Origin of the sequence: Geobacillus sp. B4113_201601 (assembly GCF_001587475.1) — a bacterium.
Lineage (GTDB): Bacteria > Bacillota > Bacilli > Bacillales > Anoxybacillaceae > Geobacillus > Geobacillus icigianus.
Genome location: NZ_LQYX01000121.1, coordinates 173,039 through 196,885 on the forward strand (window position 1 = coordinate 173,039; position 23,847 = coordinate 196,885).

Genomic DNA, 23,847 nt, shown 5'->3' on the forward strand with positions numbered 1-23,847 from the left:
AGCCGGCGTTTTTTCTGTTGCGATATGGTATATTGATAACGAGGATGAAAGAATCGAACATCCCGGTTCGCCACTGTGAACGTGGCGGACGATATGATAAGCGGAAAGATGGTGAGGCATCAGACCATGTTCCTCAAACGATTGGATGTAATCGGCTTTAAATCGTTCGCCGACCGCGTATCGATCGAATTCGTCCCCGGCGTGACGGCGGTCGTCGGTCCGAACGGGAGCGGCAAAAGCAACATTACCGATGCCATTCGTTGGGTGCTCGGCGAACAGTCGGCGAAATCGCTGCGCGGCGCCAAGATGGAGGACGTCATTTTTGCCGGCAGCGAATCGCGCAAGCCGCTGAACGTCGCTGAAGTCACGATCACCCTTGACAATGAAGACGGCTTTTTGCCGCTCGAGTATCAGGAAGTGAGCGTGACCCGGCGCGTCTATCGCTCCGGGGAAAGCGAGTTTTTCATCAATCGCCAGCCGTGCCGGCTGAAGGATATCGTCGATTTGTTTCTCGATTCGGGGCTCGGCAAGGAGGCGTTTTCGATCATCGGCCAAGGCCGGGTCGAAGAAATCTTAAGCAGCAAGCCGGAGGAACGGCGCACGATTTTTGAAGAAGCAGCCGGGGTGTTGAAATATAAATGGCGCAAAAAAAAGGCCGAAACGAAGCTGGCGGAAACGCAAGACAATTTGCATCGCGTCAACGACATTTTGCATGAGCTGACGCAACAGCTTGAACCGCTTCGCATGCAAGCTTCGGTCGCCAAAGAATATTTGGAAAAACGGGATGAGCTTGAACGCTTTGAAGTGGCGCTCATGGTGCATGACATCGAGCAGCTGCATCGGCAATGGAGCGAGTGGAACGAGGCGCTCAGCGAGCATCAACAGGAAGAGGGGAGAGTGGCGGCAGAGCTACAAAAAATGGAGGCTCACATGGAGCAGCTGCGCGATCAAATAGCCGCCATTGACGAGTCGGTTGACGGTCTTCAACAAGTCTTGCTGTTGGCGAGCGAAGAGCTCGAAAAGCTCGAGGGGCGGAAGGAAGTGCTGAAAGAGCGGAAAAAACATGCGGCACAGCGCATCGGCCAGCTCGAGGAAACATCGGCCGCTTTGACGGCCAAGCGGCGCCGTTTGACGGAGCAACTCCGGGAGGAAAAAGCCGCCCTTGCCCAGCTCGAATCGTCCGCTGCCGCGCTCGAGAAGGAGTTAGGCGAACAGCAGGCGGCCCTAGCTGCCCAAGACATGGACATCGAAGAAGAGATGGAGCGGCGCAAGAGCGATTACATCGATCTCGTCCATGAACAGGCGGCATTGAAAAACGAGCGTCTGCATGTCGAGCAAGCTCTCGAGAAGCTCCGCGCGAAGCGATCGGCAGCAGAGGAAGGGAACCGCCACTACGTCAAGGAGCGCGATGAGCTCGAGCGGCAGCGAGCGGCGGTAATGGCTGAGCAATCCCGCCTCCAGCAAGCGATGGCCGCGGCAAGCAGCAGACTTCTTGCCCTTGAGGCGGCTCTCAAGGAACGGCGGGCGGAGATCGAACAGAAAAACGCCTCGCTTCAACAGGCGCGCCAATACCGGCAGCAGACGAAAGCGCGCCGGCAGTGGCTGGAGGAAATGCAGCAAGAGTACGCCGGCTTTCTTCAAGGAGTGAAAGAAGTGCTCAAGGCGCGCGGGCGGCTTTCGGGCGTCCGCGGGGCGGTCGTGGAACTCATCCGCGTTCCCGACCGCTATGAAACGGCGATCGAAACGGCGCTCGGCGGCGCGATGCAGCACATCGTTGTCGAGAATGAACAAGCGGCGCGGCAAGCCATTCAATTTTTGAAAACAAACGGTTATGGACGGGCGACGTTTTTGCCGCTCGATGTCATCCAACCGCGCTCCCTTTCTGAACGGGAGCGGGCAGCGATCAGCGGCCATCCGGCGTTTGTCGGCGTCGCCAGCGAGCTCATTTCGTACGATCGCGCCTTTGAGGCAGCGATCGCCCATTTGCTCGGTCATGTGATCGTGACGGCCGATTTAAAAGGGGCGAACGAATTGGCGCGACTGCTTCACTACCGGTACCGGCTCGTGACGCTCGACGGTGATGTCGTCAGCCCGGGCGGGGCGATGACCGGCGGCGGGACGGGAAAAAAAGCCGCCTCGTTGCTCGGGCGAAATCGCGAGCTGGAGGCGCTTGCCGCCAAGCTGCGGGAAATGGACGATGTCATCGCCCGCTTGGAGCGCGACGTGACCGCAAAGCAGCGCGAATGCGAACAATGGGAAGGCGAAGCGGCGGCGCTCAAAGCGGAGCTCGCTGCGCTCGAACAGGCGCTGCAACAAGAAAAAGAGAAGCAGCGCGAGCTCGAATGGCAGAAAAAGCGAATCGATGAGCAGCTCGCTTTTTATGATCAAGAAAAGGCCGGCGATGAACAAGAAATGGCGGCGCTCACTGCCCGCTTGGCCGGCTTAGACCGCGAGCTTGAGCAGCTGACCGGGAAGTTGCGGGCGATCGAGGAAGAAATCGAGCGGTTGCAGGCGCAGAAACAGACCGAGCAAACGACGAAAGAAGCGCTTCAGGCGGCGATCACCGAGAAAAAAATCGCGCTGGCGGAAACGAAAGAGCGCGTCAAGCACGCGCGCCGGAAAGCGGAAGAGATCGAGGCGGAGCTTGTGGAAACCGAGCGCGGACTGCAGCAGGCGGAGCGCGAACGCGCTTCTTTGCGCGCCGACATGGAAGCGCCGGAATGGAACGAGGAAGAACTGGAGCAGCTGCGGCGGCAAAAGCTCGAGGACAAGCAAAAAACGGTCGAGCTGATCGCCAGCCGCCGTGAACAGCGGCTTGACTGCCAACGGCGGCTTGAGCATTTGGAACGAGAATGGAAAGAAGCGAAGCGGCGCCATAAGCAGCTCATCGAAGTCGTCAAAGATGAGGAAGTGAAGCTGAATCGGCTTGACGTGGAGCTGGCCAATTTGCTCGCCCGCCTCGGCGAAGAGTACGGGCTGTCACTGGAAGCCGCTCGCTCTCGGCATACGCTTGAGATCAGCGCCGATGAAGCGCGCAAGCGGGTGAAGCTCATCAAACGCGCCATCGAAGAGCTCGGTACCGTCAACTTGGGAGCGATCGACGAGTATGAGCGCGTTTCCGAGCGCCATCGCTTTTTGAGCGAGCAAAAAGCGGACCTCGAGGAAGCGAAGGCGACGCTTCACCAAGTCATCGAAGAAATGGACGAGGAAATGAAAAAACGATTTTTCTCAACGTTTGAACAAATCCGCGCCCATTTTGGCGAGGTGTTTCGCGAACTGTTCGGCGGCGGGCGCGCTGATTTGCGTCTGACCGATCCGAGCGATCTGCTCGAGACGGGAGTCGACATCGTCGCCCAGCCGCCCGGGAAAAAGCTGCAGCATTTGAGCTTGCTCTCGGGCGGGGAGCGGGCGCTGACGGCGATCGCGCTTTTGTTTTCGATTTTAAAGGTGCGGCCGGTGCCGTTTTGCGTCCTTGATGAAGTGGAGGCGGCGCTCGATGAGGCGAACGTGCAGCGCTATGCCCAGTATTTGAAGCGATTCAGCCGCGATACGCAATTTATTGTCATCACCCACCGGAAAGGAACGATGGAAGAGGCTGACGTACTGTATGGGGTCACCATGCAGGAATCGGGCGTCTCGAAGCTCGTTTCCGTCCGCCTTGAAGATTCGAAGCAGCTCGTGCAGTCGTAACGGAAGGGAGGAGCCTCCATGGGCTTTTTTCAAAAGTTGAAGGAAAAATGGACGAAACAAGCGGATACGGTCACCGAAAAATTCAAAGAAGGGCTGTCGAAAACGAGAACGTCGTTTGCCGGGAAGGTGAACGATCTCATCGCCCGCTACCGGAAAGTGGATGAAGAATTTTTTGAGGAGCTCGAGGAAATTTTGATCGCTGCCGATGTCGGCGTGGCGACCGTCATGGAACTGGTCGACGAATTGAAAATGGAAGTGAAGCGCCGCAACATTCAAGATCCAGCGCAAATGCGCGATGTCATCGCCGAGAAGCTCATCGACATTTACCGCGCCGGCGCGGATGACAAAGAACTTTCCGCTTTGAATATACAAGAAGGCGGGCTGACGGTCATCTTGTTTGTCGGTGTCAACGGCGTCGGGAAAACGACGACGATCGGCAAACTTGCCCATAAGCTGAAAGCGGAAGGGAAATCGGTGCTCTTGGCCGCGGGCGATACGTTCCGCGCCGGGGCGATCGAGCAGCTTGAGGTGTGGGGAGAGCGCGTCGGCGTCGACGTCATTAAGCAAGCGGCCGGCTCCGACCCGGCGGCGGTCATGTATGACGCGATTCAAGCGGCGAAAGCGCGCGGGGTCGACGTCTTGCTGTGCGACACGGCCGGCCGGCTGCAAAACAAAGTGAATTTAATGAAAGAACTTGAAAAAGTGAAGCGCGTCATCAGCCGCGAAATTCCGGGCGCGCCGCATGAAGTGCTGCTCGTGCTCGATGCGACGACCGGCCAAAACGCCATGAGCCAGGCGAAGCTGTTTAAAGAAGCGACCGATGTGACCGGCATTGTGCTGACGAAGCTCGACGGCACGGCCAAAGGCGGCATCGTTTTGGCCATCCGCAATGAACTGAACATTCCGGTGAAGCTCGTCGGGCTCGGCGAGAAAATGGACGATTTGCAAGTGTTCGATCCCGAACAATACGTGTATGGACTGTTTGCCGATTGGCTCGACTCGTAAACGGACGCAACGACGTTCACGGACACGGCCCCGCTCTGAAAACTAGATAACCGGAAAAGCGAAGGCGGGCGCTTTCCTGCGCTTGACACGCGGAGAAAAAAACAGTACACTACATGGTTGTAAAGGTATTTTACTTAACAATGAGGGAGGGAGAGTCCGGTGCTGGAAAAAACGATGCGCATGAACTATTTATACGATTTTTACCAAGCGCTGCTGACGCCGAAACAGCGCAATTATATGGCGCTGTACTACTTGGACGACTACTCCCTCGGAGAAATTGCTGAGCAGTATCAAGTGAGCCGCCAGGCGGTGTACGACAACATCCGGCGCACGGAAGCGATGCTGGAACAGTATGAAGAAAAGCTCGGGTTGCTGCGAAAATATGAACGGCGGCGGCAGATCATCGAGCGGCTGAAAGACTACATCAGCCGGCACTACGGTGCTGACGCCGAATTGGCGGCGCTAGTCCGCGAGCTTGACGAACTTGATTAAAAAAGGGGGTGGCCGCCATGGCGTTTGAAGGACTGTCTGAACGTTTGCAGCAGGTGATGAGCCGCATCCGCGGCAAAGGAAAAGTCACCGAAGCCGATGTGAAAGAAATGATGCGCGAAGTGCGCCTCGCGCTTTTGGAAGCCGATGTCAACTTTAAAGTGGTGAAAGATTTCATCAAACAAGTGAGCGAGCGGGCGGTCGGGCAGGAAGTAATGAAAAGTTTGACGCCGGGCCAGCAAGTCATCAAAATTGTCAAGGAAGAATTGACGGCGTTAATGGGCGGCGAACAAAGCCAAATCGCTGTCGCCAAAAAGCCTCCGACGGTTGTCATGATGGTCGGATTGCAAGGGGCGGGGAAAACGACGACGACCGGGAAGCTCGCCAACTGGCTGCGCAAGCGACATAACCGCAAGCCGCTTTTGGTAGCTGCCGACGTCTACCGGCCGGCGGCGATCAAGCAGCTCGAGACGCTTGGCAAACAGCTCAGTGTGCCTGTCTTTTCGTTAGGCGAGCACGAAAACCCGGTTGAGATCGCCAAGCGGGCGCTTGAGCAGGCGAAGGCGGAGCATTGCGATTATGTGCTCATTGACACCGCCGGACGCCTTCACATTGATGAAGGGCTGATGGATGAGCTCAGACAAATGAAAGAGGCCGTCAAGCCGGATGAAATTTTCCTCGTCGTCGACGCCATGACCGGGCAAGACGCCGTCAACGTCGCGCAAAGCTTTCACGAACAGCTCGGTATCACCGGCGTGATTTTGACGAAGCTCGATGGCGATACGCGCGGAGGAGCCGCGCTGTCGATCCGCGCCGTCACCGGGGCGCCGATCAAGTTTGCCGGGATGGGCGAAAAGCTCGACGCGTTGGAGCCGTTCCATCCGGAGCGAATGGCGTCGCGCATTTTAGGCATGGGCGATGTGTTGACGCTGATTGAAAAGGCGCAGGCCGCCGTTGATGAGGAGAAGGCGAAAGAGCTCGAGCAAAAAATGCGCACCGCCACGTTCACCCTTGACGACTTTTTGGACCAGCTTGGCCAAGTGCGCAAACTCGGACCGCTTGACGAGCTGATTAAAATGTTGCCGGGCGCCAACAAAATCAAAGGGCTCGCCAACATCCAAGTCGATGAAAAGCAAATCGCCCGCGTTGAGGCGATCATTCGCTCGATGACCAAGGAAGAGAAAATGCATCCGGAAATCATCAACGGCAGCCGAAAAAAGCGGATCGCCAAAGGGAGCGGCACGACGGTGCAAGAAGTGAATCGGCTGCTCAAGCAGTTTGACGAGATGAAAAAAATGATGAAAATGATGACGAACGTCCCGAAAGGAAAAAAGAAAGGTTTCCGTTTTCCGTTTATGTAAATCCAGATCTGTTAAGCGAAAAACCTTTACAAACGGAAGAAGAATTGTTAATATACTATCTTGTGTGAACACTATACGGAGGTGCGTACAAACTATGGCAGTAAAAATTCGTTTAAAACGCATGGGTGCAAAGAAAAAACCGTTTTACCGCATCGTGGTAGCGGACTCGCGTTCACCGCGCGACGGCCGTTTCATTGAAACGATCGGCACGTACGACCCGGTCGCCGAGCCGGCGCAAATCAACATCGACGAAGAACTGGCGCTCAAATGGCTGCAAAACGGCGCCAAACCGTCGGACACGGTGCGCAGCTTGCTGTCGAAGCAAGGCATTTTGGAGAAGTTCCATCACTTAAAATACGGGAAATAAGCGGGATGGATATGAAACCGCTCATTGAAACGATCGTCAAGGCGCTTGTCGATCATCCGGAAGCCGTGGCGGTTGAGTGCCGCGAAGGCGAGGCGGCGTTGCTTTGTGAACTGTCGGTGCATGACGATGACATCGGCAAAGTGATCGGCAAACACGGGCGGACGATCCAAGCGATCCGTACCGTGGTCGCCGCCGCTGCCGCCGGGGCGTCCAAGCGGGTGATCGTGCAGGTGAAGGACAAAGGGTGAGGAAGTTCCTCTCCCTTTTTTGATATCGTCAGGCCAAAGCTGGATGCGGTCGGCGAAGGCATGGTTTGATGCCGAAAAGGAGGGGGACGATGAAGCTCATTCAAACGGTCGAAGTGCGACAAGTGGTCACCGAGCGCAGCAAACAGACGCTTGCCGCCTCGTTTCTTCAGCGCAAGCAACAGCTTGAACGCGAATGCGACCAGCTTCGCTTTGAACAAAAACGGGTGGAAAAAAGCGGGAAGCACCCGCCCGCTTTAGTCAAGCACTATTTCGCCAAGGAAATCGATGAGCGCATCGAGAAAATCAAGCTGCTTGAGTTCCAATTGGAGCAATTGCGCATCCTACCGTTAGGGAGCGAGTTAAAAGAGCGGGACGTCGAGGCGCTCATCGAGGTGAACGTCGGCGACCGATGGGAAGAGGTGACGAAGGCGCGCGCCATCATCATTGAAGACGGCGTCGTCAAAGAGATTCGCTAGGAAAGGATGAAGGGGATGGAACGGTGGTTTAACGTCGGCAAAATCGTCAACACGCACGGCATCCGCGGCGAAGTGCGCGTCATTTCGCGCACCGATTTTCCGGAGAAGCGATACAAGAAAGGAAACAAGCTGTATATTTTCCGCGAACGAGACAACGAGCCGATAGAAGTGACGGTGAAAAGCCATCGCGTCCACAAATCGTTTGACCTCTTGTCGTTTGAAGGCTATGACAGCATTAACGAGGTCGAACCGTTCAAAGGCGCGATGCTGAAAGTGCCAGAAAGCCAGCTGGGCGAGCTCGATGAGGGCGAGTATTATTTTCATGAGATCATCGGATGCACCGTCGTGACAGAAGGCGGAGAGACGATCGGTGCCGTCACGGAAATTTTGACGCCGGGGGCGAACGACGTGTGGGTCGTCCGCCGTGAGGACGGTTCAGACGTGCTCATTCCGTATATTGAAGAGGTGGTCATCCATGTCGATCCGGAGCAAAAAACGATCGTCATTCGGCCGATGGAAGGGCTGCTTGCGTGATGCGGATCGACATTTTGACGCTGTTTCCTGGCATGTTTTCCGGCGTGCTGAATGAATCCATTCTCAAGAAAGCGCAAGAAAAAGGAGCCGTCGCCATTCACCTCGTTGATTTCCGCGAATTTGCCGACAACAAGCACAAAACGGTCGATGATTATCCATATGGCGGCGGCGCCGGCATGGTGCTCAAGCCGCAGCCGATTTTTGATGCCGTCGAGCACGTCACCGCCGGATCGCCCGGCGCCCGCATCATTTTGCTTTGTCCGCAAGGAGAGCGCTACACGCAAAAAAAAGCCGAGGAGTTGGCGAAAGCAGAGCATTTGGTGCTTATTTGCGGCCATTACGAAGGGTATGATGAACGCATCCGTCAATATTTGGCCACCGATGAAATTTCGATCGGCGACTACATTTTGACCGGCGGGGAGCTTGGCGCGATGGTGATTGTCGACAGCGTGGTCCGCCTCCTTCCAGGCGTGCTTGGCAACGAGGCATCGCCCGTCGATGACTCGTTCAGCTCCGGGCTGCTCGAGTACCCGCAATACACGAGGCCGGCCGATTTTCGCGGCCTGAAAGTCCCGGATGTGCTCCTGTCCGGAAACCATCAGCGGATCGCCGAATGGCGCGAGAAGGAATCGCTGCGCCGGACATTTTTGCGCCGCCCGGACTTGCTTGCCGATTACCCGCTTACCGACAAGCAAAAACAATGGCTGAAAGAGTGGGAAGAGGAACGTCAATAGCTATTGCCTGCGTTCGCGATTTGTGCTATTATGTTCCTTGTGTGGCCTTAGGCGGTTGGCTTGAGGACGGAAAACGATGTTCCGCTGCAATGACGATTTTTCATTGGCATGAACATCTGTGGAAGGAGTGGAACGAGATGCATCATTTGATCCAAGAAATTACGAAAGAGCAGTTGCGGACCGATTTGCCGGATTTCCGCCCGGGCGACACGGTGCGCGTCCATGTAAAAGTCGTGGAAGGCAACCGTGAGCGCATCCAAGTGTTCGAAGGCGTCGTCATTAAACGGCGCGGGGCGGGCATCAGCGAAACGTTCACCGTCCGCAAAGTGTCCTACGGCGTCGGCGTTGAGCGCACGTTCCCGGTGCATACGCCGAAAATCGCCAAGCTGGAAGTCGTCCGCCGCGGGAAAGTCCGCCGCGCGAAACTGTACTACTTGCGTGAGCTTCGCGGCAAAGCGGCGCGCATTAAGGAAAAAACGGCTCAATAACGGACATCGTTGGGACGTAGCGGAAAAGGAGCTTGCTTTCAAGCTCCTTTTTTCGCTATCGCAAATTTGAACGTAGGTGGGATGATGATGGAACAGAAAAAAAGCGAATGGCGCGAATGGATGAAAGCCATTGTTGTCGCTGTCTTGCTCGCTGGGGGCATTCGCTATTTCATTTTCGCCCCGATCATTGTCGACGGCTATTCGATGATGCCGACGTTACATAATCATGAACGGATGATCGTCAATAAGCTCGCCTATAAAATAGGCGCCCCGCATCGTTTCGACATCATCGTGTTTCACGCCGAAGCGGGGAGAGACTATATTAAGCGGATCATCGGCTTGCCGGGCGACCGAATTGAATACAAAAATGATACGCTCTATATCAATGGCAAGCCGTATGAAGAGCCGTATTTGGACGAGAATAAAAAGCAGTTGTCCGACGGCGGTCCACTGACGGAATCGTTCACTTTGGAGGAACTGACCGGGCGAAGCACGGTGCCGCCGGGGCATTTGTTTGTCATGGGCGACTATCGCCGTTACAGCAAAGACAGCCGCCATATCGGCTTCATTCCGATGTCCAAAGTCGTTGGCAAGGCGAATCTTGTGTATTGGCCGCTTTCTGACGCCCGGATTGTGAAATAAACGAGGCAGGTGATGCCAATGACAGTGATTCAATGGTTCCCCGGCCATATGGCGAAGGCCAAGCGGGAAGTGCAAGAAAAATTAAAGTTGATCGACGTAGCGTTTGAGCTGCTTGACGCCCGTGTGCCGATGTCCTCGCGCAACCCGATGATCGACGAGATTCTCGGACAAAAGCCGCGCCTCATTTTGCTCAATAAGGCTGATATGGCCGATGAGGCGGTGACCGAACAGTGGATCCGCTATTTCCACGATCAAGGGCGGCTGGCTTTGCCCATCGATGCTCAAAGCGGAACAGGAGTCCGGCAAATCGCGGCAGCAGCGAAAGAGATGGTGAAAGACAAATTCGAGAAAATGCGGGCGAAAGGGATTAAAAACCCGCGCCCGGTTCGGGCGCTCATCGTCGGCATCCCGAACGTCGGCAAGTCGACGCTGATCAACCGGCTCGCCGGCCGCCATATCGCGAAAACCGGCGACAAGCCGGGGGTGACAAAAGCGCAGCAATGGATCAAAGTGGGCAAAGAAATGGAGCTGCTTGATACCCCAGGCATCCTATGGCCGAAATTTGAGGATGAGGACGTGGGCTACAAGTTGGCGGTGACCGGCGCCATTAAGGACGAAATTTTAAACTTGCAGGATGTCGCCGTCTATGCGCTCCGCTTTTTGTCGACTCACTATCCCAACCGGCTTGCGGAGCGCTACGGCCTTGATGACATTCCTGATGACATCGTCGCCTTGTTTGACGCCATCGGAAGGCGGCGCGGCTGCTTGACGTCAGGCGGCGCTGTTGACTACGATAAAGTGGCTGACATCGTTTTGTATGACATCCGCACGGAAAAATTAGGCCGCTTAAGCTTTGAAACGCCCGCTTCACGGACGTAGCGCGTCCGGCGGGCGTTTTTTGCCGGCGGTGCTTTACGGTCGGCCAAACAGAGCCGATAGTAATAAGTAGAAGAGGGAGAGGAGCATGAAGCGGTATACGGTGAAAGACATTGAAGCGCTGCTTCCGAAGCTTGGCGAGGACGACCCGCGCTGGGAGATGCTGCGGCAGGATGAGCGAAAAAGCGTGCAGGCGCTTCTTGCCCGTTTTGAAAGGCAGAAAGCGCGCCGGCACGCCATCGAGCAGCGGTGGGAAGAACTAATGCGTTATGAGAGGGAACTATACGCCGCTGGCGTTAGACGGATCGCCGGCATTGATGAGGCCGGGCGCGGCCCGCTGGCCGGCCCGGTCGTCGCCGCCGCGGTCATCTTGCCGAAAGACGCCTATTTGCCGGGGCTTGACGACTCGAAGCGGCTGACGCCGGAAAAGCGCGAGGCATTGTTTGCGCAAATTGAAGCGTGCGCCGTCGCCATCGGCATCGGCATCGTCAGCGCGGCGGAGATCGATGAAAGGAATATTTACGAAGCGACAAGGCAAGCGATGGCGAAAGCGGTGAACGCCCTTTCCCCGCCGCCTGAACATTTGCTTGTTGATGCGATGGCGGTGCCGTGCCCACTGCCGCAACAGCGCCTCATAAAAGGAGACGCCAACAGCGCTTCAATCGCCGCTGCGTCGGTCATCGCCAAAGTGACGCGCGACCGGTGGATGAAAGAACTGGATCGCCGCTATCCACAATACGGGTTCGCGCGCCATATGGGCTACGGAACGCCGGAACATTTCGAGGCGATCCGCCGCTACGGCGTTACGCCTGAGCACCGTCGTTCGTTCGCACCGGTGAGGGAGGTGCTCGAGGCGAGCGAGCAGCTCTAGAAGAAGGGATGGGACGAAATGGTCGAGCGCATGGAGCGGACAATGCCAACGACCGCTGTCCGCGACGCGACATCCAGCCGGCGGTTTCAGCCGGGGCAGGCCGTCGTCGGCCGAGTGGAGCGGGTCGAGGAGATGGAAACCGGGGAGCGGGCGGCGCTCGTCCGCGCTGGCGGACAGCTTGTGCGCGCCCGTTTGGAGGCGCCGCTTGCCGTCGGACGTTTGTATTTGTTTGAAATTCACGAACGACAAGGAACAATTTATTGGAAAGCCATTCCCCTTTCCGAACCGGCGTCTGCTCCGTCAGGTGAAGAGGCGGTGCGCCGGTGGCAAAAAGCGTGGAAACTGCCGGATGCGGCGCTGCCGGTGCTCCGCCAAGCGCTGAAAGCTGGCGCGGCTGCAACGAAAGAGGAAATTGCCGCACTGACTGAAGCGGTGAAAGAGACCGGCCAGCCGGACGCGGCCGAAGACGTGCTCGCCCATTTGTTTCGCCGCCGGCTGCCGTTCTCTTCAGCCGTGTTTCGCGCGCTATGGGCAGCCAAAACCGGGGTGCCGCTCGCTGAGGGGTTGGGGAAACTGAAAGCGGCCATTGCCTCCCTTTCCGCCCATCCGGCGGCGCTTGAGCTCAGCCGGGCGATGGAGAAGTTTCTTTCACCGCCGCTGTCCGCTTACGAGGCGGCCGTGCGTTTGTTGCTGTCAGGGGAGGAAGAGGCCGAAACGGCCCGCGCGCTTCTTGCCCGCCTTGGGCTCGCCCCGTTGCCGGAGGACCGCCGCTTGGCGCTTCGGGAGGCGGTGCAATGCCGCCGGTTTGCCGATATCATTCGGCAGCTCGGCTTGACGGACGAGGAGGCGTTTTTGGAACGGTGGGCCGCTCTCGATGCTGCCTATCAAAGCGGAGCGCTGCCCGCCGCGGAAGCGAAGTTGTGGGCGGCCGCTCGAGCGACGAGAGATCCGGCGCTGTCGCTGTTTTGCTGGCTGAGGCGAGCGGCCGTGCGGCTTGGGCTTGAGGACGAGGCGGCGCTCGTCCGTGTTGGGAAAATCGAGGATTTGCCTTCCGCCCCGTCGTTGAAACGGCTGCTTCTTCGCTTTCTTCATGAATCGGGGAGCGAAGGGGCCAAGAGGGCGGCCGAAGCGATTCTCGACCAGCTCGATGGCATGGCCATCGCTGCTGGCGGCGATGGGCTCATTGAGCACGTATGGATTTCGTTTCCATTGCCGCTTGGCGGCCGCAGCAGCGATTTTGCTGTGTGCTGGCAAGGAAGGAGGAAACAAGGCGGGCCGCTTGATGCCGATTACAACCGCATTGTTTGTTGCCTGACGCTTGAAGAGCTGGGAGAGGTGATCGTTGATATGCGCGTGCAACGACGGATCGTCCACATCTCCATTTTTCACGATGATCCGCGGTTGGCGGTTGCTGCCGCTCGGATGGCTCCGCTTGTCAAAGAGCGGTTTCAGGCGCACGGCTATGCGCTTTCAGGCATTGATGTAAAGACAACGCGTTCCGCCCCTCCTCCGCCTTCCGTTTTTCTGTTTGCCGACAGTTGCAGCGAGGTGGATTGCCAAGCATGAACGAGGAGCGGAAAAAAGCAGTCGCCTTGTCTTACGATGCGGCACTTGACGCAGCTCCGATCGTCAAGGCGAAAGGGGTTGGCAAGGTCGCCGAAGCGATCATCGCCGCCGCCCGCGAGCACGGCGTGCCGATTCGCCAAGATCCGACGCTTGTTGAGCTGCTGGGGAAAGTGGAGATCAACGAAATGATCCCGGAGGAGCTGTACGCCTTAGTGGCTGAATTGTTCGTGTTTTTGTATCAGCTTGATCAGGAAGCGAAAGGAGAAAGAGCGGGGAAGGGATAATTTTCCTATTCCCCGCTTTCTTAATTTTGCGGCGAAACGGTGGACAAGCGCGAAATGTTAGGTATAAAATGAAAGCGCTAAGACTTTTTTGATTTTATACATAGGAGGTTGGCGCATGAACATTCATGAATACCAAGCAAAAGAAATTTTGCGAAGCTATGGTGTGAGCGTGCCGAACGGCCGCGTCGCGTTCACGGTGGATGAAGCGGTCGAAGCGGCGAAAGAGCTCGGCGCGCCGGTGTGTGTCGTCAAAGCGCAAATTCATGCCGGCGGGCGCGGCAAAGCGGGCGGGGTGAAAGTGGCAAAAAGCCTCGAGGAAGTCCGTACATACGCCAGCGAATTGCTCGGCAAAGTGCTCGTCACCCATCAAACCGGCCCGGAAGGAAAAGAAGTGAAACGGCTGTTGATTGAAGAAGGGTGCGACATCCAAAAAGAATACTACATCGGCCTTGTCGTCGACCGCGCCACCTCGCGCGTCGTGTTAATGGGGTCGGAAGAAGGCGGAACGGAAATCGAAGAAGTGGCGGCGAAAACGCCGGAGAAAATTTTTAAAGAATACATCGATCCAGCCGTCGGGCTCCAAGCGTTCCAAGCGCGCCGATTGGCTTTCAACATCAACATTCCGAAGCATCTCGTCAACCAAGCGGTCAAATTTATGATGGGCTTGTACCAAGTGTTTGTCGATAAAGACTGCTCGATCGCCGAAATCAACCCGCTTGTCGTCACCGGCGACGGCAAAGTGATGGCGCTTGATGCGAAGCTGAATTTCGATTCAAACGCCTTATACCGCCATCCGGACATCCTTGAATACCGCGACTTGGATGAAGAAGACCCGAAAGAAGTCGAAGCGTCGAAATACGACTTGAACTACATCGCTCTTGACGGCAACATCGGCTGCATGGTCAACGGCGCCGGCTTGGCGATGGCGACGATGGACATCATCAAATATTACGGCGGCGAGCCGGCCAACTTCCTCGATGTCGGCGGCGGCGCCAGCGAGGAAAAAGTGACGGAAGCGTTCAAAATCATTTTGTCCGACCCGAACGTGAAAGGCATTTTCGTCAACATTTTCGGCGGCATTATGAAATGTGACGTCATCGCGAGCGGCATCGTCGCGGCGACGAAGCAAGTCGGCTTGACGCTTCCGCTCGTCGTTCGCCTCGAAGGAACGAACGTCGAGCTTGGGAAAACGATTTTAGAAGAGTCGGGCTTGAACATTACGGCGGCGGAATCGATGGCGGACGGCGCGCAAAAAATCGTCGAGCTAGTACGTTAAGAAAGCGAGGGAGACACGTGAGCGTTTTTGTCAATAAAGACACGAAAGTGATCGTGCAAGGGATTACCGGTTCGCAAGGGCTGTTTCATACAAAACAGATGATTGAATACGGAACGAACATTGTCGGCGGGGTCACGCCGGGCAAAGGCGGCACGGAAGTCGAAGGCGTGCCGGTGTTTGACACCGTTTCGGAAGCGGTCGAAAAAACGGGCGCGAACGCTTCGGTCATTTACGTTCCGCCGGCGTTTGCCGCCGATGCGATCATGGAGGCGGTCGACGCCGGGCTCGATCTCGTCGTCTGCATCACCGAAGGCATTCCGGTGCTTGATATGGTGAAAGTGAAACGGTACATGGAAGGGAAAAAGACGCGCCTCATCGGCCCGAACTGCCCGGGCGTCATTACGCCGGAAGAGTGCAAAATCGGCATTATGCCGGGCTACATCCATAAAAAAGGGCATGTCGGCATCGTCTCGCGCTCCGGCACGCTGACGTACGAGGCGGTTCACCAACTGACGCAAGCCGGCATCGGCCAATCAACGGCAGTCGGTATCGGCGGTGACCCGGTCAACGGCACGAACTTCATCGATGTGCTGAAGGCGTTTAACGAGGATGAAGAGACATACGCCGTCATTATGATCGGCGAAATCGGCGGCACGGCCGAAGAAGAAGCGGCTGAATGGGTGAAAGCGAATATGACGAAACCGGTCGTCGGCTTCATCGGCGGGCAGACGGCGCCTCCGGGCAAACGGATGGGCCATGCCGGCGCGATCATTTCCGGCGGCAAAGGCACGGCTGCGGAAAAAATTAAAAAAATGACCGAATGCGGCATCAAAGTGGCGGAAACGCCGGCCGTCATCGGCGAAACGCTCATTTCCGTCTTAAAAGAGCGCGGCTTGTACGAAAAATGCAAAACGCATTAATGTTCCTGCCCCGCACCCTTGCGTGCGGGGTGCTATTTATCCTGTTGCGAGAAAGGGGAATACGATGTACGATACGGTTCGCGACCGGCTCATCCATCTCCACCATTGCCGCGGGGCGGGATGGAAGACGATTCAGGCGCTGTTGGCCGCTGATGCTACGCTTTCTGCCCCATTTTCGCTCTCTCCCTCTGCCCTCCGCTCCCTTGTCCCGCTCTCCGATGCGCAATGGAACGCCTTTTTCCACGACTTGCATGCCATCGATATGCAGCGGCTGCTGCAAGCATACCACAGCCGGGGCATTCACCTCATCACGTTATGGGACGCTGACTATCCGCCGCTGCTAAAGCATATCCACGCGCCGCCATGGGTGCTGTACGCGAAAGGGAACCTCGCTTTGCTTCAACAAGTGAAGCTGATCAGCATCGTCGGAACGCGACATCCGACGAAAGAAGGAATCGCCGCGTTGGAAAAACTGGTGCCGCCGCTCGTTTCCGCCGGTTTTACGATCGTGAGCGGACTGGCCTTTGGCATTGATGTTTGCGCCCATCAACTGGCCGTCCGGCACGGCGGCACGACGATCGCGGTCATCGCCGGCGGGCTTGACCACGTTTATCCAAAGGCCCACCGTTCCTTTGCTCGGCAACTCATGGAAGAACATCTCGTGATCGCTGAACATCCGCCGGCAACAAGACCGCAGCCGTGGCAGTTTCCGGCTCGCAACCGCATCATCAGCGGATTGTCGCTCGGCACGATCGTCGTACAAGCCCGGGTGAAAAGCGGCTCGCTCATCACCGCCGCGTATGCGCTCGAGCAAGGGCGCGAAGTGTTCGCCGTCCCCGGTCCGATCGGTTTGGCCGAATCCGCTGGACCGAATACGCTCATTCAACACGGGGCCAAACTAGTGCAACAAGCGGACGATGTGATCGCTGAATTCCCGTACTTGTAGCGATCATGTTTGACAAATGTGGCCATAATCATTAATAATAATGAAGATTTCAATTTACCTCCTAGGGGTGGAAGATCGATGTCAGACTACTTAGTTATCGTCGAGTCGCCAACGAAAGCGAAGACGATCGAACGATACTTAGGAAAAAAATATACGGTCAAAGCTTCGATGGGCCACGTCCGCGACTTGCCAAAAAGCCAAATGGGCGTTGATATAAACCGCGGCTATGAGCCGAAGTACATTACGATCCGCGGCAAAGGCCAGGTGATTAAAGAGCTGAAAACGGCGGCGAAAAAAGCGAAGAAAGTGTTCCTCGCCGCCGACCCGGACCGCGAAGGGGAGGCGATTGCTTGGCATTTGGCCAACATGCTCGATCTCGACATCCATTCGGATTGCCGCGTCGTGTTCCACGAAATTACAAAAGACGCCATTCAACAATCGTTTCAACAGCCGCGCGCCATCAATATGAACCTAGTGGACGCCCAGCAGGCGCGGCGCGTGCTCGACCGACTCGTCGGTTACAATATCAGCCCGCTCCTATGGAAGAAGGTGAAAAAAGGGTTGAGCGCCGGCCGCGTACAGTCGGTCGCCCTGCGCCTGATCATCGAGAGGGAAAAAGAAATTCGCGAATTCCGTCCGGAAGAATATTGGACGATTCAAGCGGTGCTGCAAAAAGGCACGGAAACGTTCCCCGCCTCCTTTTACGGCATCGATGGGCAAAAGCGCGACATAAAGACGGAAGAAGACGTGAAAGCCGTGCTTTCCCGCTTGCAAGGGAATTCGTTCACCGTCAAAACGGTCGCCAAGCGCGAGCGCAAGCGCAGTCCGGTGCCGCCATTTACCACGTCGTCACTGCAGCAGGAAGCGGCGCGCAAGCTCAATTTCCGCACGAAAAAAACGATGATGGTCGCCCAGCAGCTGTATGAAGGAATCGACCTCGGCGGCGAGGGGACCGTCGGTTTGATTACATACATGCGCACCGATTCGACGCGCATCGCCGAAACGGCGCAGCGGGAAGCGGCGGCATACATCGAGGCGGCGTTTGGCGCTTCGTACGTCAACCAAGAAAAACGGAAGGAAAAGAAAAGCACCAATGCCCAAGATGCCCATGAAGCGATTCGTCCGACATCAGCCTTTCGCGATCCGGAAAAAGTAAAGCCGTATTTGACGCGCGATCAATTCCGGCTCTATAAATTGATTTGGGAGCGATTCATCGCCAGCCAAATGGCAGCGGCCGTCCTTGACACGATGAGTGTGGAGCTGGAAAACAACGGCGTCCTGTTCCGCGCCAACGGGTCAAAGGTCAAGTTTCCGGGCTTTATGAAAGTATACATCGAAGGATCGGACGATCAGACGGAGGAACAAGACCGGCTGCTACCGAACTTGGAAGAGGGAGAAACCGTCCAGAGCGAAGCGATTGAACCGAAGCAGCATTTCACCCAACCGCCGCCGCGCTACACAGAGGCGCGCCTTGTGAAAACGCTGGAAGAGCTCGGCATCGGCCGTCCGTCGACGTATGCGCCGACGCTTGATACGATTCAAAAGCGCAACTACGTCGTCTTGGAAAACAAGCGGTTCATTCCAACGGAGCTTGGCGAAATCGTTGTTGAGCTGATGCTCGAGTTTTTTCCGGAAATTATCGATGTCGAGTTTACGGCGAAAATGGAAAAAGAATTGGATGAAATCGAAGAAGGAAAAGTGGGCTGGATCGAAGTCGTCGACGAGTTTTACCGCGAATTTGAGAAGCGGTTGAAAGTAGCGGAAAAAGAGATGCGCGAAGTGGATTTGAAAGACGAGCCGGCCGGCATCGATTGCGACGTGTGCGGCAGTCCGATGGTGTACAAAATGGGCCGCTTCGGCAAGTTTATCGCCTGTTCGAATTTTCCAGAATGCCGCCATACGAAGCCGATTGTGAAGTCCATCGGCGTCAAGTGCCCGAAATGCCGTGAAGGCGAAATCGTGGAGCGCAGCAGCAAGCGGAAGCGAGTGTTTTATGGCTGCGATCGCTTTCCGGACTGTGACTTTGTTTCCTGGGACCAGCCGCTCGCTCGTCCTTGCCCGAAATGCGGCGGGCTGCTCATTGAGAAAAAATTGAAAAAGGGCGCGCAAGTGCAATGCACAGCGTGCGATTACGAAGAACGGCCGGACGTCTAAACAGGCGCCGGCCACAATTCAGAATTTTATAAAAAATAGTTGCGCTTTTATGCCATCGTATGGTACGATGGAGGAGCCGCTGCGAGGTGAGGCAATGGAAAATTCGAAACTTGTATTACAATTGTTCCTGGAATATTTACAAATCGAGAAAAATTATTCACAATATACTATTGTGTGCTACCGGCGCGACATTGAGCAGTTTTTGCAGTTTATGAGCGCCGAGGGGATCGGGCGGCTTGAGGACGTGGCCTATAGCGATGTCCGCTTGTATTTGACGAAGCTGTACGGGCAAAAGCTATCGAGCCGTTCGATCGCCCGCAAAATTTCGAGTTTGCGCAGCTTTTACAAGTTTTTGCTGCGCGAGGGGCGGGCGGCTGAAAATCCGTTTGCGTTTGCGGCGCTGCCGAAAAAAGAGCAAACCATTCCGAATTTTTTATATCCGCAGGAATTAGAAGCGCTCTTTCTTGTCAATGATGAGAATACCGCTCTTGGCCAGCGCAACGCGGCGCTGCTTGAGCTGTTGTACGCGACAGGTGCCAGGATTAGTGAATGTTGTCACATTCAACTGTCCGACATCGATTTCCAAGCGCAGACCGTATTCATTCACGGCAAAGGAAACAAGCAGCGCTACGTCCCGTTCGGGCGCGCGGCTTGTGAGGCGCTCAAACGGTATATCCACGGCGGGCGGCGCGAGCTTACGAAAACGTTGGCGGCAGACCACCGCTATTTGTTTGTTAACGCTCGTGGCAATCCGCTCACGCCTCGAGGGGCGCGGTACGTTTTCGAGCGGATCGTGGAAGCGGCGGCGCTGACGCAACAGATCAGCCCCCACGTGCTGAGGCACACGTTTGCGACCCATTTGCTCAACAACGGAGCCGACCTTCGCTCCGTGCAGGAGCTGCTCGGCCACACGCATTTGTCATCGACCCAAGTGTATACGCATGTGACGAAAGACCGGCTTCGGCACATTTATTTGCAGGCGCATCCGCGGGCGTAGGCCCGCCGGCAGGGAGGGGACAATGATGGGAACTTTTCATGCGACGACGATTTTTGCCATCCGCCATAACGGGGCAGCGGCGATGGCGGGCGACGGCCAAGTGACGTTCGGCAATGCGGTCGTCATGAAACAGACGGCCAAAAAAGTGCGGCGGCTGTTTCAAGGAAACGTGCTTGCCGGGTTTGCTGGCTCGGTCGCTGATGCGTTTACGCTGTTTGAGATGTTCGAAGGCAAGCTCGAGCAGTTCAATGGCAACTTGCCGCGCGCGGCGGTGGAATTGGCGAAAGAATGGCGGAGCGACAAAGTGCTGCGCCGCCTTGAGGCGATGTTGATCGTGATGGACAAAGACCATCTGTTGCTTGTCTCCGGCACCGGCGAAGTGATCGAGCCGGACGATGGCATGCTGGCGATCGGTTCGGGCGGCCACTATGCGCTCGCTGCTGGACGCGCGTTAAAGAAGTATGCCGGCGGCTCGCTGACCGCCAAAGACATCGCCAAGGCAGCGCTCGAGATTGCCGCTGACATTTGCGTCTATACGAACGGCCATATCATAGTGGAAGAGCTGTAAAAAGGAGGAGGCCGATGATGGCGGAAACATTGACCCCAAGGCAAATTGTCGAGAAGCTCGATCAGTTTATCGTTGGGCAAAAAGAGGCGAAAAAAGCGGTGGCGATCGCCCTCCGTAACCGGTACCGCCGCAGCTTGCTCGATGAAAAATTGCGCGATGAAGTGATGCCGAAAAACATTTTAATGATCGGGCCGACCGGGGTCGGAAAGACCGAGATCGCCCGCCGGCTCGCGAAACTCGTCGGCGCCCCGTTTATCAAAGTCGAGGCGACGAAATTTACCGAAGTCGGCTATGTCGGACGCGATGTCGAATCGATGGTGCGCGATTTGGTGGAAACATCGGTCCGGCTCGTCAAAGAGCGGAAAATGAACGAGGTGAAAGACCGGGCCGAGCAGCAGGCGAACAAACGGCTCGTTGAATTGCTTGTCCCCGGCAAACCGAAACAGACGATCAAAAACCCGCTTGAGCTGCTGTTCGGGGGACAGACGACCCAGCAAGACAGCAGCTACAGCCATGAGGACGAGCAAGTCGAGCGAAAACGGCGCCAAGTCGCTTGGCAACTCGAAAACGGCCAGCTCGAAAACGAAATGGTGACGATTGAAATCGAGGAGCAGCCGCCGATGTTGTTTGACTTTTTGCAAGGGGCGGGCATCGAGCAGATGGGCGTCAATATGCAAGATGCGTTAAGCAGCCTCATGCCGAAGCGGCGCAAAAAGCGGCGCCTCAAAGTGAGCGAAGCGCGAAAAGTGCTCATCAACGAAGAGGCGCAAAAGCTGATCGACATGGATGAAGTGACGCAAGAAGCGATTCGCCTTGCCGAGCAGTCCGGCATCATTTTTATCGATGAAATCGACAAAATCGCCCGCAGCGGGGCGGTGTCCGGTTCGGCCGATGTCTCGCGCGAAGGGGTGCAGCGCGACATTTTGCCGATTGTCGAAGGTTCGACCGTTATGACGAAATACGGGCCGGTCAAAACGGACCACATCTTATTCATCGCCGCCGGGGCGTTCCATATGGCGAAGCCGTCTGATTTGATCCCTGAGCTGCAAGGCCGTTTCCCGATTCGCGTCGAACTGGCGAAACTTTCCGTCGATGATTTCGTAAGAATATTAGTCGAGCCGGACAACGCCCTCATCAAACAGTATCAAGCTCTTTTGGCCACGGAAGGTATAAATCTTGAATTTTCTGACGATGCTATTCGTAAGATTGCCGAAGTGGCGTTTGAAGTGAATCAGACGACCGATAACATCGGCGCGCGCCGGCTGCATACCATCTTGGAAAAACTGCTTGAAGAATTGCTGTTTGAAGCGCCGGACATCGGCATCGACAAAGTCGTCATCACGCCGCAGTATGTCGAGCAAAAGCTCGGCGACATCGTCAAAAACAAAGATTTACGCGAATTTATTTTGTGAGGAGGAGATGAAAACGATGAATTTATTAGAAAAAACGCGAAAAATTAACGCGATGCTGCAAAAAGCAGCCGGGCGGCCGGTCAATTTCAAAGAAATGGCCGAAACGCTTTGCGAAGTGATTGAAGCCAATGTGTTTGTCGTTAGCCGCCGCGGCAAGCTGCTCGGTTTCGCCATTAAGCAATCGATTGAAAACGAGCGGATGAAACGGATGCTCGAGGAGCGGCAGTTTCCGGAAGAATATACGAAAAACTTGTTCAACATTACGGAAACGTCTCCTAACATTGATATTAACAGCGAATATACAGCGTTTCCAGTGGAAAATCGTGACTTGTTCAAAACCGGCTTGACGACGATCGTCCCGATCAACGGCGGCGGGGAACGGCTCGGCACCCTCATTTTGTCGCGTCTTGACCGCGAGTTTGATAACGACGATCTCATTTTGGCCGAATACGGAGCGACGGTCGTCGGCATGGAAATTTTGCGGGAAAAGGCGGAAGAGATCGAGGAAGAAGCGCGCAGCAAAGCGGTTGTGCAAATGGCGATCAGCTCGCTGTCTTACAGCGAACTTGAAGCGATTGAGCATATTTTTGAAGAGCTTGACGGAACGGAAGGGCTGCTTGTCGCGAGCAAAATCGCCGACCGCGTCGGCATCACCCGTTCGGTTATCGTCAACGCCTTGCGCAAGCTTGAGAGCGCCGGGGTCATTGAATCGCGTTCGCTCGGCATGAAAGGAACGTACATTAAAGTATTGAACGATAAATTTTTAAGCGAACTGGAAAAATTGAAGTCAAGCTAAACGGCGTGGCCGTCTCAACCCGCTAGGGATTTTTGCCTAGCGGGTTTTGTTTCCAGAGACCGTGATTCAATCGTGCATACCGCTTCCTGCCATCGTTTCTCAAATCGAAAAACATTGCAGCACTGCACACTTTTCCTCATCGATCAGGAAACCAATCGTTTTCACCAGCCTTCGAACAACGACGAGGGGAGAAAAATAGTACCAAGTTCCGGCTATACATTGGGTTTTCTTTCCCGTAAAATGAAATCTAGCAGAAATTGTCGAAAAATAGGATAAAAGAGGGGATTCCATTGTCGTTGTTCTCACCGACGATCCACTGGCTCGAGCAAGGACTCCGTTACGCTTCGCTCCGCCAGCAGGCGATTGCTGACAACATCGCCAACGCCGATACGCCGGGCTATAAGGCGAAAGACGTGCGATTTCAGGCGGAACTTGAGCGGGCGCTTCAGTTTGAGGCAAAACGGACGAACCCGAAGCATTTTTCGTTTTCGAGTGAACAAAGCGGAAAAATCATCGTGACGACCAACGCCAACATGAGTTACAATCATAATGGAAATAGTGTCGACATTGATCAAGAAATGTCAAAATTAGCAGAAACCCAAATTTATTACAACGCGTTGGTCGACCAGATGAATGGGAAGTTTGCAACGCTAAAAACGGTGATCAAAGGAGGGAAATAGGCGGTGTCGATGTTTCAAAGCCTGAACATCTCCGCTTCGGCGCTCACGGCCCAGCGGTTGCGCATGGATGTCATTTCGTCCAACATCGCCAACGTCGATACCACGCGGGCGCGCTTGGTCAACGGCGAGTGGGAACCGTACCGCCGCAAAGTGGTCATATTTGAGCCGCGCGGTGCTCAATTTTCCAGCTATCTGCAGGCCGCCATCGGACGGGCGGAGCCGGTAGAAGGTGGAGTGGAGGTGCGAGAAATTGCCGAGGATCCCGCGCCGTTTAAGCTCGTGTACGATCCGGATCACCCGGACGCCAACGCCGATGGCTACGTTCGCCTGCCGAACGTGGATCCGCTTAAGGAAATGGTCGACTTGATCGGGGCGACTCGCTCCTATGAAGCGAACGTCACGGCGCTGAACGCCTCCAAAGGCATGCTGATGAAGGCGTTGGAAATTGGGAAATAGTTCGTAAGGAG

25 protein-coding genes are annotated in these 23,847 nt (G+C 55.7%); all 25 read left to right on the forward strand.

The genetic code is table 11. The features are described from left to right. Nucleotides 1–126: 126 nt before the first annotated feature. The 25 genes from smc to flgC all read left to right on the forward strand — a co-directional run bounded on the left by smc (nt 127) and on the right by flgC (nt 23,836). Nucleotides 127–3,690 carry a chromosome segregation protein SMC gene (gene smc / locus B4113_RS17350; RefSeq protein ID WP_061912708.1) on the forward strand — a complete coding sequence of 1,188 codons (3,564 nt, stop codon included), beginning with the start codon at nt 127–129 and terminating at the stop codon, nt 3,688–3,690. A gap of 18 nt (nt 3,691–3,708) precedes the next feature. Further along, nucleotides 3,709–4,695 (forward strand): signal recognition particle-docking protein FtsY, encoded by a 987-nt coding sequence (gene ftsY / locus B4113_RS17355; RefSeq protein ID WP_061912709.1) that lies wholly within the window; start codon nt 3,709–3,711, stop codon nt 4,693–4,695. Between the two features lie 159 nt (nt 4,696–4,854). Further along, nucleotides 4,855–5,187, forward strand: coding sequence for a putative DNA-binding protein (locus B4113_RS17360; RefSeq protein WP_061912710.1), 333 nt, complete (start codon nt 4,855–4,857; stop codon nt 5,185–5,187). A gap of 17 nt (nt 5,188–5,204) precedes the next feature. Then, nucleotides 5,205–6,545, forward strand: a complete 1,341-nt coding sequence (gene ffh, locus B4113_RS17365; RefSeq protein WP_033022952.1) for a signal recognition particle protein — start codon at nt 5,205–5,207, stop codon at nt 6,543–6,545. Between the two features lie 94 nt (nt 6,546–6,639). Further along, entirely contained in the window at nt 6,640–6,912 is a 273-nt protein-coding gene (gene rpsP / locus B4113_RS17370) for a 30S ribosomal protein S16 (protein WP_033022953.1), read from the forward strand. An 11-nt stretch (nt 6,913–6,923) separates the two neighbouring features. Beyond that, nucleotides 6,924–7,160 (forward strand): KH domain-containing protein, encoded by a 237-nt coding sequence (locus B4113_RS17375; protein ID WP_033023251.1) that lies wholly within the window; start codon nt 6,924–6,926, stop codon nt 7,158–7,160. A gap of 89 nt (nt 7,161–7,249) precedes the next feature. Next, nucleotides 7,250–7,636 (forward strand): YlqD family protein, encoded by a 387-nt coding sequence (locus tag B4113_RS17380; protein WP_033022954.1) that lies wholly within the window; start codon nt 7,250–7,252, stop codon nt 7,634–7,636. Between the two features lie 15 nt (nt 7,637–7,651). Beyond that, the gene (gene rimM / locus B4113_RS17385; RefSeq protein ID WP_033022955.1) at nt 7,652–8,170 is read left to right on the forward strand and encodes a ribosome maturation factor RimM; all 519 of its coding nucleotides are present in this window, start codon (nt 7,652–7,654) and stop codon (nt 8,168–8,170) included. Next, complete coding sequence (gene trmD / locus B4113_RS17390) at nt 8,170–8,904, forward strand: tRNA (guanosine(37)-N1)-methyltransferase TrmD (RefSeq protein ID WP_033022956.1); 735 nt, start codon at nt 8,170–8,172, stop codon at nt 8,902–8,904. Before rimM ends, trmD begins: the two co-directional genes overlap by 1 nt. 137 nt (nt 8,905–9,041) lie before the next feature. Continuing rightward, entirely contained in the window at nt 9,042–9,392 is a 351-nt protein-coding gene (gene rplS, locus B4113_RS17395) for a 50S ribosomal protein L19 (protein ID WP_033022957.1), read from the forward strand. 87 nt (nt 9,393–9,479) lie between these two features. Next, nucleotides 9,480–10,034, forward strand: coding sequence for a signal peptidase I (gene lepB / locus B4113_RS17400; RefSeq protein ID WP_061912711.1), 555 nt, complete (start codon nt 9,480–9,482; stop codon nt 10,032–10,034). 12 nt (nt 10,035–10,046) lie between these two features. Beyond that, nucleotides 10,047–10,913, forward strand: coding sequence for a ribosome biogenesis GTPase YlqF (ylqF, locus tag B4113_RS17405; RefSeq protein ID WP_013145770.1), 867 nt, complete (start codon nt 10,047–10,049; stop codon nt 10,911–10,913). 85 nt (nt 10,914–10,998) lie between these two features. After that, nucleotides 10,999–11,781: a ribonuclease HII gene (locus B4113_RS17410; RefSeq protein WP_013523388.1), complete on the forward strand. Its 783-nt coding sequence runs from the start codon at nt 10,999–11,001 to the stop codon at nt 11,779–11,781. An 18-nt stretch (nt 11,782–11,799) separates the two neighbouring features. Then, nucleotides 11,800–13,347 (forward strand): flagellar hook-length control protein FliK, encoded by a 1,548-nt coding sequence (locus B4113_RS17415; RefSeq protein WP_061912712.1) that lies wholly within the window; start codon nt 11,800–11,802, stop codon nt 13,345–13,347. Next, nucleotides 13,344–13,631 carry an EscU/YscU/HrcU family type III secretion system export apparatus switch protein gene (locus B4113_RS17420; protein ID WP_061912713.1) on the forward strand — a complete coding sequence of 96 codons (288 nt, stop codon included), beginning with the start codon at nt 13,344–13,346 and terminating at the stop codon, nt 13,629–13,631. Before B4113_RS17415 ends, B4113_RS17420 begins: the two co-directional genes overlap by 4 nt. A gap of 115 nt (nt 13,632–13,746) precedes the next feature. After that, complete coding sequence (gene sucC / locus B4113_RS17425; protein ID WP_061912714.1) at nt 13,747–14,907, forward strand: ADP-forming succinate--CoA ligase subunit beta; 1,161 nt, start codon at nt 13,747–13,749, stop codon at nt 14,905–14,907. Between the two features lie 17 nt (nt 14,908–14,924). Then, on the forward strand, nt 14,925–15,827 hold the full coding sequence (gene sucD, locus B4113_RS17430; protein WP_015374401.1) for a succinate--CoA ligase subunit alpha: 903 nt from the start codon (nt 14,925–14,927) through the stop codon (nt 15,825–15,827). Between the two features lie 64 nt (nt 15,828–15,891). Beyond that, entirely contained in the window at nt 15,892–16,773 is an 882-nt protein-coding gene (gene dprA / locus B4113_RS17435; RefSeq protein WP_033022988.1) for a DNA-processing protein DprA, read from the forward strand. 78 nt (nt 16,774–16,851) lie between these two features. After that, nucleotides 16,852–18,927: a type I DNA topoisomerase gene (gene topA / locus B4113_RS17440; RefSeq protein ID WP_033022990.1), complete on the forward strand. Its 2,076-nt coding sequence runs from the start codon at nt 16,852–16,854 to the stop codon at nt 18,925–18,927. Between the two features lie 94 nt (nt 18,928–19,021). Next, on the forward strand, nt 19,022–19,924 hold the full coding sequence (gene xerC / locus B4113_RS17445; protein WP_033022993.1) for a tyrosine recombinase XerC: 903 nt from the start codon (nt 19,022–19,024) through the stop codon (nt 19,922–19,924). 25 nt (nt 19,925–19,949) lie between these two features. Beyond that, nucleotides 19,950–20,492: an ATP-dependent protease subunit HslV gene (gene hslV / locus B4113_RS17450; RefSeq protein WP_033022994.1), complete on the forward strand. Its 543-nt coding sequence runs from the start codon at nt 19,950–19,952 to the stop codon at nt 20,490–20,492. A gap of 17 nt (nt 20,493–20,509) precedes the next feature. After that, on the forward strand, nt 20,510–21,904 hold the full coding sequence (gene hslU / locus B4113_RS17455; RefSeq protein ID WP_033023255.1) for an HslU--HslV peptidase ATPase subunit: 1,395 nt from the start codon (nt 20,510–20,512) through the stop codon (nt 21,902–21,904). A gap of 16 nt (nt 21,905–21,920) precedes the next feature. After that, nucleotides 21,921–22,700, forward strand: coding sequence for a GTP-sensing pleiotropic transcriptional regulator CodY (codY, locus tag B4113_RS17460; RefSeq protein ID WP_011230715.1), 780 nt, complete (start codon nt 21,921–21,923; stop codon nt 22,698–22,700). Nucleotides 22,701–22,990: 290 nt separating this feature from the next. Beyond that, nucleotides 22,991–23,380, forward strand: a complete 390-nt coding sequence (flgB, locus tag B4113_RS17465; protein ID WP_033022997.1) for a flagellar basal body rod protein FlgB — start codon at nt 22,991–22,993, stop codon at nt 23,378–23,380. A 3-nt stretch (nt 23,381–23,383) separates the two neighbouring features. Then, on the forward strand, nt 23,384–23,836 hold the full coding sequence (gene flgC, locus B4113_RS17470) for a flagellar basal body rod protein FlgC (RefSeq protein WP_061912715.1): 453 nt from the start codon (nt 23,384–23,386) through the stop codon (nt 23,834–23,836). Nucleotides 23,837–23,847 lie beyond the last annotated feature (11 nt).